The sequence below is a fragment of the Mesobacillus jeotgali genome (assembly GCF_014856545.2).
In the GTDB taxonomy this organism is placed as follows: Bacteria; Bacillota; Bacilli; order Bacillales; family Cytobacillaceae; genus Mesobacillus.
In genome coordinates this window covers 596686-613096 of record NZ_CP109811.1, presented here as the reverse complement: position 1 = coordinate 613096, position 16411 = coordinate 596686, and the positions used below count along the sequence as shown (strand labels likewise).

Sequence of the window (16411 nt, the reverse complement as noted above, 5' to 3'; positions counted from 1 at the left end):
CCCCCTTTTAACACACTTTCTCTTTAACTCTATTTTACCTTTAATTCCCTATTATGCTAGATGTCTTTTAAAAAATGGAAGCTTGCTGATATTGCTTTCATTAGGCAAATATTTTAACGACGTACACAAAATAAAAAAGCCCAGGGTACGTCCCCCCCGGGCTTTATAGTGCGGATACCTTATTTCTTCCTGTCCGTTTTGACTTATATAAGGTATCATCCGCCTGTTTGATGAAATCTTCTAAGCATTGAGTTGTTTCTAGATAGGTGGAAGCACCAAGGGAGATGGTAAGCTTGATTTCTTTGCCATTTGGAATGGAGAATCGGTGATTTTCCACTATTCCGCGGAGGCGTTCTGCGATTTCCAGCGCTTGGGAATAGGAACAATTCTTTAATAACAGAGAAAATTCTTCACCGCCATTTCTTGAGACAATATCGCTTGGGCGCGAGCAGGTGATTAGCAATCCTCCCAATTGCCTTAATACTTCATCTCCAGCTTGATGACCATATGTATCATTGACCTTTTTGAAGTGATCGATATCAATCATAAGCAATGATAATTTTTCATTAAGCTCCTGGGCACTTTCTATACTTTCATTTAATGAAGAATCGAACTGTCTGACATTATTTAATCCCGTAAGGAAGTCTGTTGCCGACTGGGTTTTCAGATGCAAAAACATTTGGTTCGACTGGACGATATATCCTGCCAAAAAATACACCAGAACTCCTGATATTGTTGTAATAACCCAATAGTTAACCAGAAGTTGATATACCTGATCAGAAAAGCCCATTAGATACAACAAGCCGGAGGAGATCGAAATTAAGCTAATCAATCCCATAATCGTCCACTTTAAAAAGTCCGGACCCTCTACCTTTTTTTGAACCAGTGCGGCAAACCCCGCAATAATAAACATTATGAGCACAGTGACCAGAAATGTTTCCAAACTTCCATCAAAAAATACTAATCTGCTGATATTGATTATGCTCGCGGCTACGAAAGCCGAAACAAACCCTCCATAAAAAGCAGACAACAGGATTGCGACATGGCGCAAGTCCATCATGATCACAGGAGTAATCTGAATACTAAAAGCCATTAACACTGAACCAAGTATTCCGGCTAATGCCCCAAGTTTTAATTTTTGAAGAGTTGTATCCATCTCCGGATTGTTCTTAAATAAACTTCCGCCTATAAACAAAAACGTGATAACAAAACTAGAATGTATTAAAAAATCTTTCAGCAAGATCATACCACCTAAAACGTGAATTTCGACTTCCCTTTATAGAATACGAGATAAAGGACAATTTTGCTAGAAAATTCCTAGCCATCTCCCTCCGCCACTTAGAGTATTAAAAAGCCCCCGATACAAACAGAGGGACGGTGATTGGTATCACAATATTTCTATTTTACCCGAAATAATCTCTTGCGAATGTGGTCTTCTTCACTGCCAATTTATAAAGGCGATAACTTCCACCCAGTAGAATACTTATGTATAAGCAATGCGATCTGAGGAGCGTTTAAAAAAGCAAAACTGCCAACCATTCTGTGGTGACTTGTTTTACAGGGCTGGGTATAATGGAACCATATAGAAGAAGGAGGTGAATTGAGATGGAGGAAATATTGAATAAGATATTAGATCGGCTGGATTCCATTGACAAGCGCTTTGATTCTGTTGATGTACGGTTTGATTCTGTTGATTTACGGTTTAATTCTATGAAGAATCGTTTAATCAACTTAGAGAATGGTCAACAATTATTGCAATTACAACAAGGCGAGTTGAGTAAAGGTCAACAATCCATACTATTAGAACAGAGCGTTTTGGCTAAAGGCCAGCACTCTTTACTTTCGGAACAGAGCGAGATGCGGAGGGAAATGGCATTTTATTATGGCACTTTAATGAAAAAGCTGGATGAAACGAAATCAGAACTATCAAGTGAGATTAAGCATGTTTCCAATGTTCAGAAGCAGCATCAGGATGTTTTGGAGATACTGAATGAAAAACAGCAGTAATTTTTTCACGTACACCATCTCTTAAATCTCCCACAAATAAATGCTTCCGAAGTCCTCAAGACATTATCTTTCCTTTTAATGATCCACATTTAAAAAAATCGCCTGCCTCCGGTCTAGCAGTCACACCGGAGGACAGGCGATTTTCTTTTTACTCTAATCCTTGTATCACTAACTCTTTCACTGGCAGGAAGGTTTCGCCGGTATCCATGTATTTGACATTGACCTGGTCGCCTTCTTTTACATAAATCGCCAGCGGGTTGGTTTCTGATGAAATGATGTAGTTCTTTTTGTTATCCAGCAGGATCGATACAATCGTGTAATCGCCTGTTTTTTCTTTGTAGACGCGCAGCACGGTTCCGCTTGTTTGCTTTTCCTCCGCCTTAGAATTGCCATCGACCGTCCCTCCTCCATGCTGGAGAGCGGTCTTATACTTTTTCAAAGCTTCATTTGGAGTGTTGCCATACGCTGAAATCTCCGGGTTCGCTGCTGACACAATAAAATAGTTTTGCAGGAAACCGTTTGAATCAAGTACACCTGACAACCAGCTGGCCTCGCCATAGAAGTTGTAGATGATCGGCATTTCACCGTGCCATTTTTTCTCAATGAATTTCTTCTCAATAATCTGCAAAGCCCCTTCGGAATCCATATAGGAATCTTCGAGATTACCGGTATAGAAAGTCGCCTTCCCAGTCCGTGAGTTTGTCAGCGCGTAGCCGAGCATCGAGTCGACCCCTTCTTTCGGGCTGGTAAAATCGGTGAAATAATACATGTCGCCATTTTCATCGAAGATTGGGCTGACTTGGGCCTCGGTTCCTTCATCTGAAGGCAGCTTCACATCCGTCTTGCCAAAAACACTGTTCCAATAGCCATGGACATAGTTTCCGAAATAGCTGTTTTGCAGACTGACCGCCTCAGGAGAAACAGCTCCGTCAATGAATTCAGGTACATCGGCCAGCGCATAGGAATTTGTCTTCCCTGATTCCGGATCCACAACGACGACCCCTTTTACATCAAAACCATTTCTGGCTGAGATAAACTCACCAAAAGTCCTGATATAGAAAGGTTTCCCTTCATCATCAATCTCCAGCTGCGTTTCTCCGTAAAAAATAGCCTCAGGATACTGCATCCGGATATGACGCTCGAGGTTTTTATTGAAGTAAGAAGATGGCGTGTAAATCATCTTCGACTTCATGAATTTAGGGTTTGCTGATGAATCTGTGGCACTGACTGTAAAATAACCCGGTGTCGATTCGCCATTCCACCACTTGAAAAAGCCTGAAAACTCGACAGGAGCAATATAAACATACTCACCGTTGACCTTCTGGATCTGCAGATTCCCAAGCTCATAATAACTCGTATTCGGAACCTGGCCGAACGCCTTCTTCATTTTATTGCGCGCAAACTGCGGAGGGACACTTGCAGGTGTTTCCTTTTCATCAAAGGTGGAGATTTCCGTCTTCTCCGCCATTTTCGCAGATTCATATTTTTCCTCAGCGTTAAAAAGGAAGGCAATCATAAAATAGACACCAACAAGAAGGACGGCTATAAATAGAATCCCTTTTACCATCCTTTCCTTCCCAACCGCAAAGAACGTTCCGCCAAACGTTATCAAAACCGCAAACGGCCATAGAGAAGATAAGTTACGATCCAAATTAAAGGCATAGTAAAACGCAAAAGTTCCAATTGTAACAAGGACAATCACAGCAATCAAAAAGGACGACCTCATTCTCCATCCCTTTTCTTCCCCTCTTGAAAAAGGAGTAAGAATCAGAGCAGAAGCCAAACCAACTAATAGCGCAAATAACATTATATTCCCCATAATAATCCCCTTATCAATTTGTCCTTAGTATATACGAATCAAAGGACATAAGGTTTCATGGTACATGGGTGGTGATGAGGGGTTTTCGGCCGCCAATCGGGTAATAACGTAAATTTTTCAAATAAAAAAATCAGCCAAATTAATTCCACCAACGTGGAGGGTTAATTTGGCTGATTTATCGTGGGTCTTTGGGATGCTGATGTGCACTATCGGAACAGCAACAGAACATGAGAAAGTCCCACTTCCAACATTAAAGAGATTCCCGAATCACTTTCTTTGAGTGCACCACCGAGAGTACAGCAAAGATAGAGTACAGTGCTGTATAGAGTCCCATGACGATCAGCATCGGCCACCAAAGTTCTGTTCCGAAGAAGAACCAGCCAGATTGAACGGCGAAGTAGCTGTGCAGCAGCCCAATCGCTAGCGGGATGCCGAAGTTGAACGCCTGCTTTGCCTGGATTCCTTTCAGCAAATCTCCCTGGGTGAACCCCAGTTTTCGTAAAATCGTATAATTCGTTTTTTCGTCCTCTGTCTGATCCATTTGTTTGAAATAGAGGATGCAGCCTGATGTGACGAGGAAAGTCAGCCCGAGGAAACCGACGATGAACATGGTCAGACCCATCAGTTTCTTTTGGATATTTTCTCTGTCCAGGCGGGATTCATTCATACCCGCTTCATGGTACTTGTTTTCATTGAACAGGTCATTCGCTCTCTCCAGATCGCTTTCATTTTGAATCTCAATTCCGATATACAGGGTAGAGCCTGTTTGAATAGCAGGGTCCGCATCTTCCTTTAACTTCTCGAATACAGTCTCATCCACCACGGCTACAGGAGCTCCCCCAAAATACCGGGAAACAGGATACTCCTTTTCCATTCCAAGATATTGCAGCGGAATGGCATGATTTTTCCCGATGATTTCAATCGGTCCTGAGTCCTTCATGGAGATAAATTTCATCATGATATCACTGTAGCCTGTCATGTAAGCTTCATCCTTACTCACTTCCCTTTGGCCATCAGACTTCTCGCTGATGACCGACACACTCATGGCTCGCGGATCCTGTGTATAACCCTCCATTTTCAGGCCAATGATTTCTTCTGCATTCATCACCGCCTGAAGGACCTCAATCCTTTTTTCCGTAAAATCAATGCCCTTCGAATTCAACTTCTCCATAAAATCAGCTGCAGAGTTTTCATCCACAAAAGCAAAGTTGTCTGGGACCATATTTTTTGCAGACTGCTCTGCGGAATAATAGGAGATATAGCTTAACGACAATAACCCAATCGCCAATGCCGACACCGTGGTGATAATCGTCAACAGCAGTGCATTTGACTTCATTCTGAACATGATCGAGGATAACGAAAGCACCTCATTGATATTCAGATAACCATCCTTCTTTTTCCGGATGATATTGGCGATGAAGCTGACAGACCCTTTGTAAAACAGATAGGTTCCGAAGATGACCGAAGCTAGAATGAACACCATGGCGGAAAAGAGTTCGTTCACCGACGTGAAATCCCCTTCGAACAGCTTGGAAGATACATAATAGCCGATCCCAATCAGCGCAATGCCCAGGACCCCAATCAACATCTCCCAGAAAGAGATTTTCTTTACCCGGCCTTCCGTTTTTGATACCACTCTGAATAGGGACAGGATGCTCTGTCTTTTTATAAAAATGAAGTTCAGCACCAGCAGCAATACATAAATCAGTGAAAAAACAATCAGAGTCTGTGTCAGCGCTGTGCTGGAAAAATGCAGCTTCGCAACCCCGTCAACCTGGGTGATTTTAAACAGAATCATCATGATCAGCTTGGAAACGGAGAACCCGAGTAAAACGCCAGCGAACAAAGAACCATAGTACAGCAGAAAGTTCTCGACACTCAGGATGCGGAAAATTTTGCCCTTCGTCATCCCCACCAGCTGGAATAACCCTATTTCCTTGCTTCTCCTCTTGATAAAAATCCGATTGGCGTACGTCAGAAAAATTGCGACGATGCCGACTAGCAGGACAGAAGCAGCCTTTATCGCAGCGGCCCCTTTGATCGAACCCTTTGTTTCATCCATCGATGGATCATATTGGAGAGTGACGAATGCGAAATAAAGAGCGACACTGAACATCAGCGCAAACACATACAAGTAATAGTTCTTCAGGTTCTTTTTCAAATTGCGGAGGATGAGTTGATTAACGCTCATTTTGCACACCGCCCAATACGCTCTGGGTTTTCATGATGTCCTTGAAAAATTCCTGTCTCGTCTGGTCGCCTTTATTCAATTCTGTGTAAATCAGTCCATCCTTGATAAAAATAACCCGGCTGCAATAACTTGCCGCAACAGGATCGTGAGTGACCATCAGGATCGTCGCCTGTCGTTTTTGATTTAAGTCGCTCAACTTGTTCAAGAGGTCTGACGCCGATTTCGAATCAAGGGCACCCGTTGGTTCATCGGCAAAAATGATGCTCGGTTCATGGATAAATGCCCGTGCAGCCGAGGTCCGCTGCTTTTGCCCGCCGGAAATTTCATTCGGATACTTATCCTTCAGCTCGATAATCCCCAGTTCACTGGCAATCTTCTCGAACCTTTGATCCGCTTCCTTCCTTGGCGTCTTGCTGACCGAAAGCGGCAAAAGGATATTTTCCTTCACCGTCAGCGTATCGAGCAGATTGTAATCCTGAAACAAAAAGCCCAGATGCTGCTTGCGGAATTCCGCCAGCTGCTTCTCCTTCATCCCAGTAATGTCTTTCCCTTCAATCTTGATCGACCCGTTGGACACCCGATCGATTGAAGAAAGCACATTCAGCAGCGTGGTTTTTCCCGAGCCAGAGGCTCCCATGATGCTCACGAACTCCCCTTTGAAAATCTTCAGGTCGAGCCCTTTCAACACTTCTTGTTTATTAAATTTATTTCCATATGTTTTATGAAGTTTGGCAGCTTCCAGTAAAATCATGTCCGCACATCCTTTCTTTGATAGTTTCATTATAAAATCCTGGCTCTATGCCTTCCTTCGATTCAGGTAACAAATGAGCAAAGGCATGTGACATTTTTGTCACATGCCTGTTATTTGCACAAATTCATTGCTTTTCGGGAAGGTAAGAGTGAACGCGCTTCCCTTGCCAGGTGCGGATTCCACATCAATCCTGATTTTCAGCGGCTGTGCAGCTTTCCTTGCCAGGTATAAGCCCATTCCGGTTGCGGCATGATCCTGGTGATGGGCTGTGGATGTAAAACCTTTTTCAAAGATGCGCGGGAGATCCCTGGAATCAATCCCTCTGCCCTCGTCGGCAATCTCGAGGATAGTCTGCCCATCCCGCTGCCCACTTCTAATCTGCACATCTGATGCATCGCTGTATTTCACAGCATTCGTCAACAGCTGCCGCAGGATAAATGCAAGCCATTTGGCATCCGTCATTACTTCGTTGTACTCCAGATCGATATCGAAGCCAATTCCTTTTTGGATGCACCATGACTGCAAGGTTTTGACCTCTCCGAAAATCACATCCTCCAGATCAGTCTGTTCAATGTACAAGTCATTCTCCATGAACGGGATTCGTTTTTTATGCAGCTGCTGGTCCAATAAAAGATATATTCGCAGCCACTCATAAGTCATTTCCTTTTTTAAACTCTGATCCTCAAGCCGATCAATCATCAATTTCAAAGCCGTCAACGGCGTTTTCACTTCATGGATCCAGGAAAGCAGCTCATCCTTTTCCTGATCCAGCCTCCGCTCATTCTCGGACACTGCTTTTTTCAGCGCTTCAAATGATAAGCGATGCTCTCGACTACCATCCCTTCAAATGGACTGTGCAGTTCCCTATCTGAAAATTCCAGGAGATCCTCCGCTTCCTTCAGCCCTTGGTAAAATCTCATTTCTTTCTGGAAACGGATCAAGATAAAAATAACAAATATAAGAGCTGACAGAAAAACATAATAAAGAGCCGACTCCATCGAAACAGCAGAATCGATATAAGCAATAAAAACGAGTAGAAACTGGAGCAGCAGAAATAACAGAATCCAGCTCCGCCGTTCCTTTAAGTATGTAATAAACATCAGACATGTCCCTCTTCAACGGCCATATATCCCTGTCCAACCTTTGTTTCAATTTTGCGGCCCAGCCCTATTTCATCCAGCTTTTTCCGCAGTCGGTTGACGTTGACGGTCAGCGTATTGTCGCTGATGAACCGCTTATCATCCCACAAGCTGTTCATTACCTCATCACGGCTGACTATTTTGTTTTTCTGATCAATCAGCAGCTTTAAAATGAAGATCTCATTCTTCGTCAATTCAATCCGGCCCATCTCATTTTCAACCGTATTTTTATCATAATCAATCGTCGCCCCGCACCATGTCTTCAACTGGTTCTGGGTCGCATTATAATTATAGGCACGACGAAGGATTGCCTGGATTTTCGCAATCAGCACATCAAAGTGGAACGGCTTTTGAACAAAATCATCCGCTCCCAGCTGCATCGACATGACCATATCCGTAGGGTGGTCACGTGAAGACAGGAAAATGATCGGGACATTCGAATGCGACCGGATCATTCGGCACCAATGAAACCCATCAAACCTCGGCAGCTGGATATCAATGATCACCAAGTCAGGTTTAACCCTCGTAAAATCACCCATCACATCACCAAAATCCGTCACCCCATACACCTCATACGACCACTGAATCAGACGCTCCCGAATCTCTTGGAACAAAGAAGCATCATCCTCAATCAGCAAAAGCTTTAACATTATAACCACCACACTTCCACTTCTATCTTCTCTATTTTAAAGGAAGTATTTTCTATATACCAGAATTAGCAGGGGCGGAACGGGAGCAGAAAGGTTAGCTAACTTGCTTCATTGGTGACCTCTTTTTCTAGTTTCTGGGTTTTTAGGGCACCAATGGGCTTCATTGGTGACCTCTTTTTCTGGTTTCTGGATTTTTAGGGCACCAATCGGGCTTATTGGTGTCCTCTTTTTCTAGTTATCGGATTTTTAGGGCTCCAATCGGGCTTATTGGTGACCTCTTTTTCTAGTTTCTGGAGTTTTAGGGCACCAATCGGACTTATCGGTGTCCTCTTTTTCTAGTTTCTGGAGTTTTAGGGCACCAATCGGGCTTCGCACATAAAAATAAGCCAAATCAATCTCCTCAATGTAATCAGCGACGAAAACAAAGTGGAGGAATTAATTTAGCTCATTTACATTGTGACCAAAATTCAAAGCCTATAATACCTACTAATCTGGGCTGAATGAGAAGCTGCAAAGTTCAGAGCAATATTTTGCATGGTTCGCTTTTCCGAAAAAAGGGATTCAAAGATTCTTTGAAGAATTTATAGGTTTGTACCGTCTAACGGTTTAACGGTTTACCGCTTATTTCAAATTTTTTGTGGAGGTTCTTGTTATGTTTACAGTCGATAAGTATATTGGATCCATCAAAGCCAATCTTGAGAAACAATCGGGATTACTAGTGAGAAACCTTAAAAATATCACTGCATACAACTTCTCATCAGATATAGATTTATTGGATTTCTCTGCATTCATTGAACCTACGAGGTTCGAGTTATCAATAATGATGTTCTCAATGGATAAGGAAGGCAATGAAGTTTTCGATGAAGGAAATGACACATCAGTTTTTGCTGGCAGTGAGGAGATCCTGCCGGAAGTCGAATATCATCAGCTGAACGAAAGTCAGTTAAATGATTTTTTTGAGTTCTATGAGCAAAATGAAGAGACATTGGTTCCACAAGAGCAAGAGGTTTTCACAGACTGGTTTAGGCAATGCTGGGAAGAGGCAGGCGGAACTTCATTGAATCTACCATCGTTTTTCGTTTTTCACGATGATTATAAATCGTATGATTTAAAGAGTCATAAATGGATTGATGATGAAGAAAAATGGTCATAAACATTGAAGAATGCCTATACTTCGAGGCATTCTTTTTTATCGTATGCTATTTAAAGAAGGTGACGACCTAAAGTTCTAGAATAGTTATATTAAACAAACGTTTTGGAGGCGCAATTTTGAAAAAGGCAATCGCATTTATGTTTTTAGGTTTGTTCCTAATAGGATCTTTCCCCGCTGTAACAAGTGCATGCTCTTGCGCGGAATTACCGACTGCAGAAGAAGAAATGGAACGTTCAGAAGCTATTTTTAGCGGGAAGGTCATCGAGATAAAAGAAAAGAAAGTGAATGGCTATATGACGAAATCTGTGCTCTTTGAGCTCACAAATACGTGGAAGGGCGTGGATGAATCTCAAGTGATCATCACGACAGGACAGGGTGGCGGGGACTGTGGATTTCGATTTATCGAGGGACAAGAATACCTGGTCTATGCAAAAGAATCGGACATGTACGGAGCGAAATCGCTTACAACAACTATGTGTGACCGGACCAATAGATTGAGAGCTTTACAAGATGACCTTGAGCTTTTAGGTGCAGGAGAAACCCCGACGGAGAAAGCGGACTTCAGCAGCAGCAACCAAAACCCGAATCCTTTTTATCTATGGATTGCTGGAGCTTTAGCAGTAGTCGCCCTCGGAACTTTTTTGTTCATGAAGCGTATTAAAAAGTAGGATTGCCTTCTATTTCGCCCGAAAAAGCACGAAACTAACTGAAGGATGTGAATGTTGATGTCTTCAATCTTTATTTTTCTACTAGGAGTTTTCTTCGTAGGGATTGGCGCTGTTTCTTTTTTTCGTCCTTACAGGTATGTTTGGGCGGTAAGATTTCTGATTATCTTCTTTGTCACAGGATTCCTGACGTATTCCTTTGTGAATTGGTTCGGGTTGGTCAACTAGTGCTATATAAATCTTGGGCCGTTCAGCTGTCTCTATTTTTTGAGACAGCTCCCCCTGAACACCTACTTCCGTTTCTTCGCAAAATCCATAGCCTTTCGTAAAATCTCATTCTCCTCCTGAAGTTCCTTTATTCGCTTCTGCATATCCTCCAGAGACTTCATTTCTTCTTTGCTCACAAAGCCCATCCTGATTCTTTTTATTTGCCAAATTGAACACAACCTTATTTAGTATGTTAACGCCATTATAGCAAAACTTGGTATTGGATAGCTTTTGTGCACAATCCTTTCAGTCCCAATCACTCCCAGTTAAGATTCCATTATGTTACAATACCGAAAAAGGGTTCATCCATCGAAGGAGGACGGGTAAAATGGCGTTTTTCATTTCCTTGTTTTTCATTGTGATTTCAGCATTCATTTCCCTCTTTTTTAAAAATGAGCTCGAGCGGATGTTTCTAAAAGGAAAAGAGTTCTTCCCCTTTCACATCTGCAATGTGCTGATCATTTTAATGGTGGCTTTTGCATCCCAAGCCGTTATGACGAGATATGTTTTCGGGCAACAATTCCATATTATCAGGGATGTAATGATCCTGATCGCCATCACCTTCCCTGTTTATATCTCCGGTCACTTAGCCTTTGAAAAATACAAAACCGTCTACCGCAAATTTTCGGCCGCCGAGAACGGGAAAGTGCTCGTCCTGAACGAAAAGTATATGAAAAAGAAAAAGCGGTTTAAAAGTCTCAAGCATTATAATGCTTTATCCAGAGCAAATCAAAATGATAGCAAAACTTAGTGGCGTACCTTCTGGATAATGAAAATAAAGAAAAGGGAAGTACCCTTTGCTTCCAAGATGGATGCAAAAGGTACTTCCCCATGCTTCGAGGATACGGTTCTCGCCTAATCGTACACTTATGAAGGCCTATCCAGCTACATAAGTGTACGATTCTTGACTAATTGTATCCTTACGAAGTCTAATCCAGCTATATAAGAGTATCGTTCTTGCTGAATTGCACCCTTATGTAGTACATTCCCCAGCCAGTGTCTCACTGGACATCAGCTACTCGCTCTTTTCTCCATTTTAAAAGAAAGATTAGGCCACTAGCAGCCAGCAGCATGCCTAATGAAGCTGGCAAGAATGGTTTTGGCAGATGTAAACTGGTGACGTCCTTAATCAAATACTCGATTCCTATGGCGATGAAGATGGCGGCCAATGGAATCTGCAGTCCGATGTTGGTCATGTAGTTAGGTGCTGTGCTTGAAATGAAGGCAACCAGCAGCAGTACGGCGATTCCCATTATGTACATGCTCAGGACTGTCAGCAGGATATATTGCAAAAATGTCAAATCCCACCATGAGATAAAAAAGCTGAAGATTGAGCTGACCTTTTTGTCCAAGAATTGTCCGGTATCATTCCCCTCGTACAGATAGAAAAACACTGCTAATTGTACGGTAATGACCGTAATAACAGCAATAAATGCAGCCACAAGTTTTTTCAAAAAAAGTGTACGCCCCATTTTGGCTGTATACTGCAGCAGGGTCATCTTGTTCCTGCGGTCAGCCATATACAATGGCGTCACGACGATCATTACACTGATCAGAATAAGGATGGACAGGTTGCCCGAAAGGTTCTTATAGTTCTCAAAAACGTCATGAAGGAAAATCGAATAGGCATTCCCGCTTGACCGCAATACCTCCACACGGTCTGACTGCTCCCCCGTCAATTCCCTGCCATAAGAACCAAACCACTCAGGTTGCTCATACAAATCAATCAAATACTCCCTCGCCTGCAGCTCCCACATGACGTCCACTCCATCCTCAAACATCACTTTGGAGTGAAGCTCAGACTTCTTTTGATCCTGATCCAGGTCAGCATTCTTAAATTCCTCATAGCTGCCCATGCCCGCCGCTTTCATTTCCGGCTGTGATTGAAGATACTCAGTCGCATCTCCCACCCTTTGCTCATACACCTTTTTAAAATCCTTGAATTCTTTCTCATCCATAAACTGGCCATATTTCGCCATCATTTCCTCGCCGACTTTGAATGTATCCCCCGCAGGCCTTCCATTCGGAAAGTACTCAAAGTCAAACACAATAAATAGCTGATAGAAAATCGTACTGACAAGCACCAGCAAAAGCATAACTTTCAACGTCAAGATCTTCTTTAATTCATTCCAGATAATCCTCATGTATTCGCTCCTAACTACAAATTCCTAGTGTGAAATTTCTTCATGCTAAACCATCCCGCTAAAATAAACCCTGCCATCCAAACACCAGCTGTGATCATTTCATAGTATTTGAAAGTCGTGAATGCGCCGCTCTCCATCCACCATTTCTTTGAACCCAGCACCAGTGATGACGGATTAAAGGTTGTATAAAGAGATAGCACCGAATCCTTCGGCATCTCGCCTGGCACAAGCAATCCCAATCCAAACAGAATCGCAAAAACGATGAATACGACATAGCTGTTTTTCATCCAAAGTGACAGAACAAAAGTTATCAAAGTGAAGAGAACCTGCAGGACGAAAATCAATAGGATTCCCAGCCAGAAATACTGAATAAAGCTCAAATCCCACCAGCTGATGAAGGGATTGCCATCCGGTTCAATCATGAATCCAGTGCTGATCGGCAAATGCCATAGCCTCGAATAATCAACCGTCAGAAAATAGGTGCCAAAGGTGGCTAGCAGCAGGAATGCGGTCACCATCCCTGTTGCACTCAAGGCAGCCAATAGCTTATCCCACATCAGCCCTCTTCCTCGCTTAGTTGAAAAAGTAACGAGATGGGACCCCTGATCAAATTCATAATTTGTCAAAAATGCCGTGAACAGCACAACAAGCAGCATAATCTGGAATAGGACGACGCCGAATAAGGTTTTAAATACTAGCGAATGAGTCCTGAAGATTTTTCCCGGAAGGAAAACATGCAAATGTTCCTGATCCCCTTTGATTTCTTCAAATCTAGGAATTAGGGACTTATATTGCTCACGCACCATTTCAGCTGCATCACCCTCAAGTCTGAATAATTCAATCTGGGTATCTGCACTTTTTAACAAATCCCATTTCTGGTACTGCTCCTCAAGTCCCTCTGCCGTTAAAAGGATTGATTCTTTTACATTCAATTCCACTATCTTCTCAAGCTCTCTATCTGAGATCTCACCTGAATCCATCGCAGGATAATAATTTTCAGCCTTGAAAAATTCTGATGCTGACTCAAACTCTTTGCCATTCCGGGCATTCCAGCTCTCCAGACCAATCTCATATGAATCTTTTAAAAGATAGCGCCCATCCTGATCCATCAATGAACCATACGCATCGATGACCTCATTGATTTTCGCAACATCCTCGCTCTTAGGCGCATTCATATAAATGAGATATAAATTAAATGCTGTAAAAAGCACCAGCAAGGCCATCACAATCGGCGAGCTTACAATCTTTTTTAACTCCAATCTCGGAATCATACTAAACCTGCTTCATCTTGATAGGTGTGCAAAAATACATCCTCAAGATTCGGCCTGGCAACCCGCCATTCCGGACGAGCCGGCTCTTCTGTCAGGAAGCGGATATACATCTTCCCGCTTTCCTGTTTTTCCGATAATGAAAAATACTTCTTACGGAATGCTGCCGCAGCCTCGTATTCTACTTCCGTTTCATAGACAAGCCCATCAAGCTTTTTACAAATGTTCGACACGCTGTCTTGATAGAGAACCTGCTGGTCTTTTATCATGATGATTTCATTCGCGATCGACTCGACATCCGAGACGATATGCGTTGACAGAATGACAATCCGATCCCTCGCCAGGTCCGTCAGCAGGTTGCGGAAACGGACACGCTCCTTTGGATCAAGTCCCGCTGTCGGCTCATCCAAAATCAGGATCTTCGGATCATTCAACATCGCCTGGGCAATTCCGACACGCTGAATCATTCCCCCGGAAAACTTCTTCATCTTCTTATCCGCCACATCCTCAAGCGCGACCAGCTTCAGCAGCTCCTTCACCCTCTCTTTTGCCGACTGGCGTTCGATTCCTTTCAACGCTGCGAGGTAGAGCAAATAGGCTGTCGGACTATAATTCTTGTAATAGCCAAACTCCTGGGGCAGAAAGCCGAGAATCTCCCGGTATTCCTCATCCAGCTTGATGATATCCTTGCCGTTATATAAAATCGAGCCGCTTGTCGGGAACAGCAGGGTGGTGAGCATTTTGATCAGCGTTGTCTTCCCGGCTCCATTTGGCGCGAGTAGTCCATAGACTCCATTATGGAATTCCAGATTGATTTCTTTCAGCGCATTGAACTTGCCAAAGTTCTTCGATACATTTTGAACGATTAACATTTACATGACTCCTTCGACATTACGGAATGTAATGAAATATTTTAACCGGCGTACATAGAGATACAGACAGCCCGCAATAACGCTGATATACACATAAAACGGGACCTGGCTCAACACTGAGGCATATAATTCCTTACTAAAATAAGCAAGCGCAGCGTTCACGAGCAGCCAACCCGCCATCAATGTATAAGAGGTTATCCTTGATTTCACCTTTTGTATGATGTATAAATAGCCCGTAGAAAAAATGCTCAATGAGCTGACAGAGATTAGCATTGCTTCCACGATATTGAACGTTTGATAAAACATGAACAAAATCAGGATATACGCCAAGTTCAACAGCACCGCCAGGACACTGAACACAAGCATCCTGAACGCTGCCAGCTGGTACACATGGTATTTGCACGTCATCTCTACTGCGAAAGTATCCCTGCTGCGCAGATTCACCAGAAAAAGCGAAGCAATCAGCATGTACAGGATGGGTGACATCGTAAACAGATAGGAGTACAGTCCGCCCTCATCCTTCCCGCTATCCATGACCTGGAAAAGGCCGAACACCATCGCAAAGGAAACCACCAGCACCGTGAAGAGAACCTCCGTTGCATCACGAAACAGATACCTGAATCCCAGCTGCCTATACATCTCCATCAGATACTCATGAAAAGGCTTGGACTTTATCAAACCTTTTGACAAAATGATTTGAATTTCGCCTGTCATTTCGGAATCATCCGGAAAGTCCACAGACCATTTGTCATCCTTCAATGCGCTCAGCCTCCATCCATTCTTTTAATTTTTTCATCACTGAATAATATCTCGTCTTAACTGATGATTCCGGTCTCTCAAGCAAACTGGCAATCTCCTGAAAAGTATGTTCAGCAAAAAGCTTCAAACGCATGACCTGCTGAGAGAAGGCATCCAGCTCATTCACAAATGCGCTCGCCTTCTCAATAACTTCCCTGAATTCAAGCTCCAGGGTAAAATCATTTTGAACCAGCACATCCACTTCCTCCATCGAATCCACAATCCGCTCATACTTGTAGCTACGCGACCGGAAGTAATCCACGACATGATTCGTCGCAATCCTGTACAGCCATGACTTGAACGAACCCCTTGCCGGATCAAAGCCTTGAATCGACTTCAGCATCCCTATGAAAATTTCCTGAGTCAAATCCAGAGACAGCTCCTTATCAAACGTCTGCCTGTACACAAACGCATAAATCTGCTGGTAATAGAACTTCACAAGCTCATTCGCAGCCCGTTCATCGCCCTTCCTCTGGACCTTCCTAATCCACACTTTTTCCATCATCATGTCTAGCCTCATCCTGTGAAATAATCCCTTCTCCCATATATTCGTAAACAAAAGAAAAATAGTTTTAAAAGTTTAATAACTTTATTGCGACATAGGGACGGTTTCTTGTGTCGCAAAAATTCCTAAACAAACAAATATCAAGATCCCCATATGTTTTATTATCGCTAAAAAGCTCGGAC

The 16411-nt window shown here is 43.0% G+C and carries 14 protein-coding genes and 1 pseudogene; 4 read left to right on the top strand and 11 right to left on the bottom strand.

All coding sequences use genetic code 11. The annotated features are described in order from the left end of the window. Positions 1-163 precede the first annotated feature (163 nt). The gene (locus tag FOF60_RS03115; RefSeq protein WP_192469809.1) at positions 164-1240 is read right to left on the bottom strand and encodes a GGDEF domain-containing protein; all 1077 of its coding nucleotides are present in this window, start codon (positions 1238-1240) and stop codon (positions 164-166) included. A gap of 365 nt (positions 1241-1605) precedes the next feature. Between FOF60_RS03115 and FOF60_RS03110 the strand changes: the two genes are divergently transcribed. Beyond that, positions 1606-2007: a hypothetical protein gene (locus FOF60_RS03110; protein ID WP_192469810.1), complete on the top strand. Its 402-nt coding sequence runs from the start codon at positions 1606-1608 to the stop codon at positions 2005-2007. A gap of 148 nt (positions 2008-2155) precedes the next feature. On the opposite strand, the gene FOF60_RS03105 is transcribed toward FOF60_RS03110, so the two are convergent. The 5 genes and pseudogenes from FOF60_RS03105 to FOF60_RS03085 all read right to left on the bottom strand — a co-directional run bounded on the left by FOF60_RS03105 (position 2156) and on the right by FOF60_RS03085 (position 8557). Beyond that, complete coding sequence (locus FOF60_RS03105) at positions 2156-3826, bottom strand: DMT family transporter (protein ID WP_192469811.1); 1671 nt, start codon at positions 3824-3826, stop codon at positions 2156-2158. 250 nt (positions 3827-4076) lie between these two features. Beyond that, on the bottom strand, positions 4077-6017 hold the full coding sequence (locus FOF60_RS03100) for an ABC transporter permease (protein ID WP_192469812.1): 1941 nt from the start codon (positions 6015-6017) through the stop codon (positions 4077-4079). Next, on the bottom strand, positions 6007-6768 hold the full coding sequence (locus tag FOF60_RS03095) for an ABC transporter ATP-binding protein (RefSeq protein WP_192469813.1): 762 nt from the start codon (positions 6766-6768) through the stop codon (positions 6007-6009). Before FOF60_RS03095 ends, FOF60_RS03100 begins: the two co-directional genes overlap by 11 nt. 99 nt (positions 6769-6867) lie before the next feature. Continuing rightward, positions 6868-7868, bottom strand: a pseudogene (locus tag FOF60_RS03090) (sensor histidine kinase). Continuing rightward, positions 7868-8557 (bottom strand): response regulator transcription factor, encoded by a 690-nt coding sequence (locus FOF60_RS03085; protein ID WP_192469814.1) that lies wholly within the window; start codon positions 8555-8557, stop codon positions 7868-7870. Before FOF60_RS03085 ends, FOF60_RS03090 begins: the two are co-directional and overlap by 1 nt. Before the next feature lie 652 nt (positions 8558-9209). Here FOF60_RS03085 and FOF60_RS03080 point away from each other — a divergent pair. From FOF60_RS03080 to FOF60_RS03070, 3 genes are all read left to right on the top strand, one after another. Continuing rightward, positions 9210-9710 carry a hypothetical protein gene (locus FOF60_RS03080; protein WP_192469815.1) on the top strand — a complete coding sequence of 167 codons (501 nt, stop codon included), beginning with the start codon at positions 9210-9212 and terminating at the stop codon, positions 9708-9710. Between the two features lie 116 nt (positions 9711-9826). After that, positions 9827-10378, top strand: a complete 552-nt coding sequence (locus FOF60_RS03075; RefSeq protein ID WP_192469816.1) for a hypothetical protein — start codon at positions 9827-9829, stop codon at positions 10376-10378. Positions 10379-10970: 592 nt separating this feature from the next. Further along, positions 10971-11393 (top strand): hypothetical protein, encoded by a 423-nt coding sequence (locus tag FOF60_RS03070; protein ID WP_192469817.1) that lies wholly within the window; start codon positions 10971-10973, stop codon positions 11391-11393. 250 nt (positions 11394-11643) lie between these two features. On the opposite strand, the gene FOF60_RS03065 is transcribed toward FOF60_RS03070, so the two are convergent. Genes FOF60_RS03065 through FOF60_RS03045 form a run of 5 tightly spaced genes read right to left on the bottom strand, consistent with a single transcriptional unit; the run spans position 11644 to position 16232 of the window. Further along, positions 11644-12786 (bottom strand): hypothetical protein, encoded by a 1143-nt coding sequence (locus FOF60_RS03065; protein WP_192469818.1) that lies wholly within the window; start codon positions 12784-12786, stop codon positions 11644-11646. Positions 12787-12800: 14 nt separating this feature from the next. Next, positions 12801-14057, bottom strand: a complete 1257-nt coding sequence (locus FOF60_RS03060) for a hypothetical protein (RefSeq protein ID WP_192469819.1) — start codon at positions 14055-14057, stop codon at positions 12801-12803. Continuing rightward, positions 14054-14926: an ABC transporter ATP-binding protein gene (locus FOF60_RS03055; protein ID WP_192469820.1), complete on the bottom strand. Its 873-nt coding sequence runs from the start codon at positions 14924-14926 to the stop codon at positions 14054-14056. Before FOF60_RS03055 ends, FOF60_RS03060 begins: the two co-directional genes overlap by 4 nt. Then, a complete protein-coding gene (locus FOF60_RS03050; RefSeq protein WP_192469821.1) occupies positions 14927-15685 on the bottom strand; it encodes a hypothetical protein in 759 nt (252 codons plus the stop codon). Further along, positions 15675-16232 carry an RNA polymerase sigma factor gene (locus FOF60_RS03045; RefSeq protein WP_225649774.1) on the bottom strand — a complete coding sequence of 186 codons (558 nt, stop codon included), beginning with the start codon at positions 16230-16232 and terminating at the stop codon, positions 15675-15677. Before FOF60_RS03045 ends, FOF60_RS03050 begins: the two co-directional genes overlap by 11 nt. Between the last annotated feature and the right edge of the window lie 179 nt (positions 16233-16411).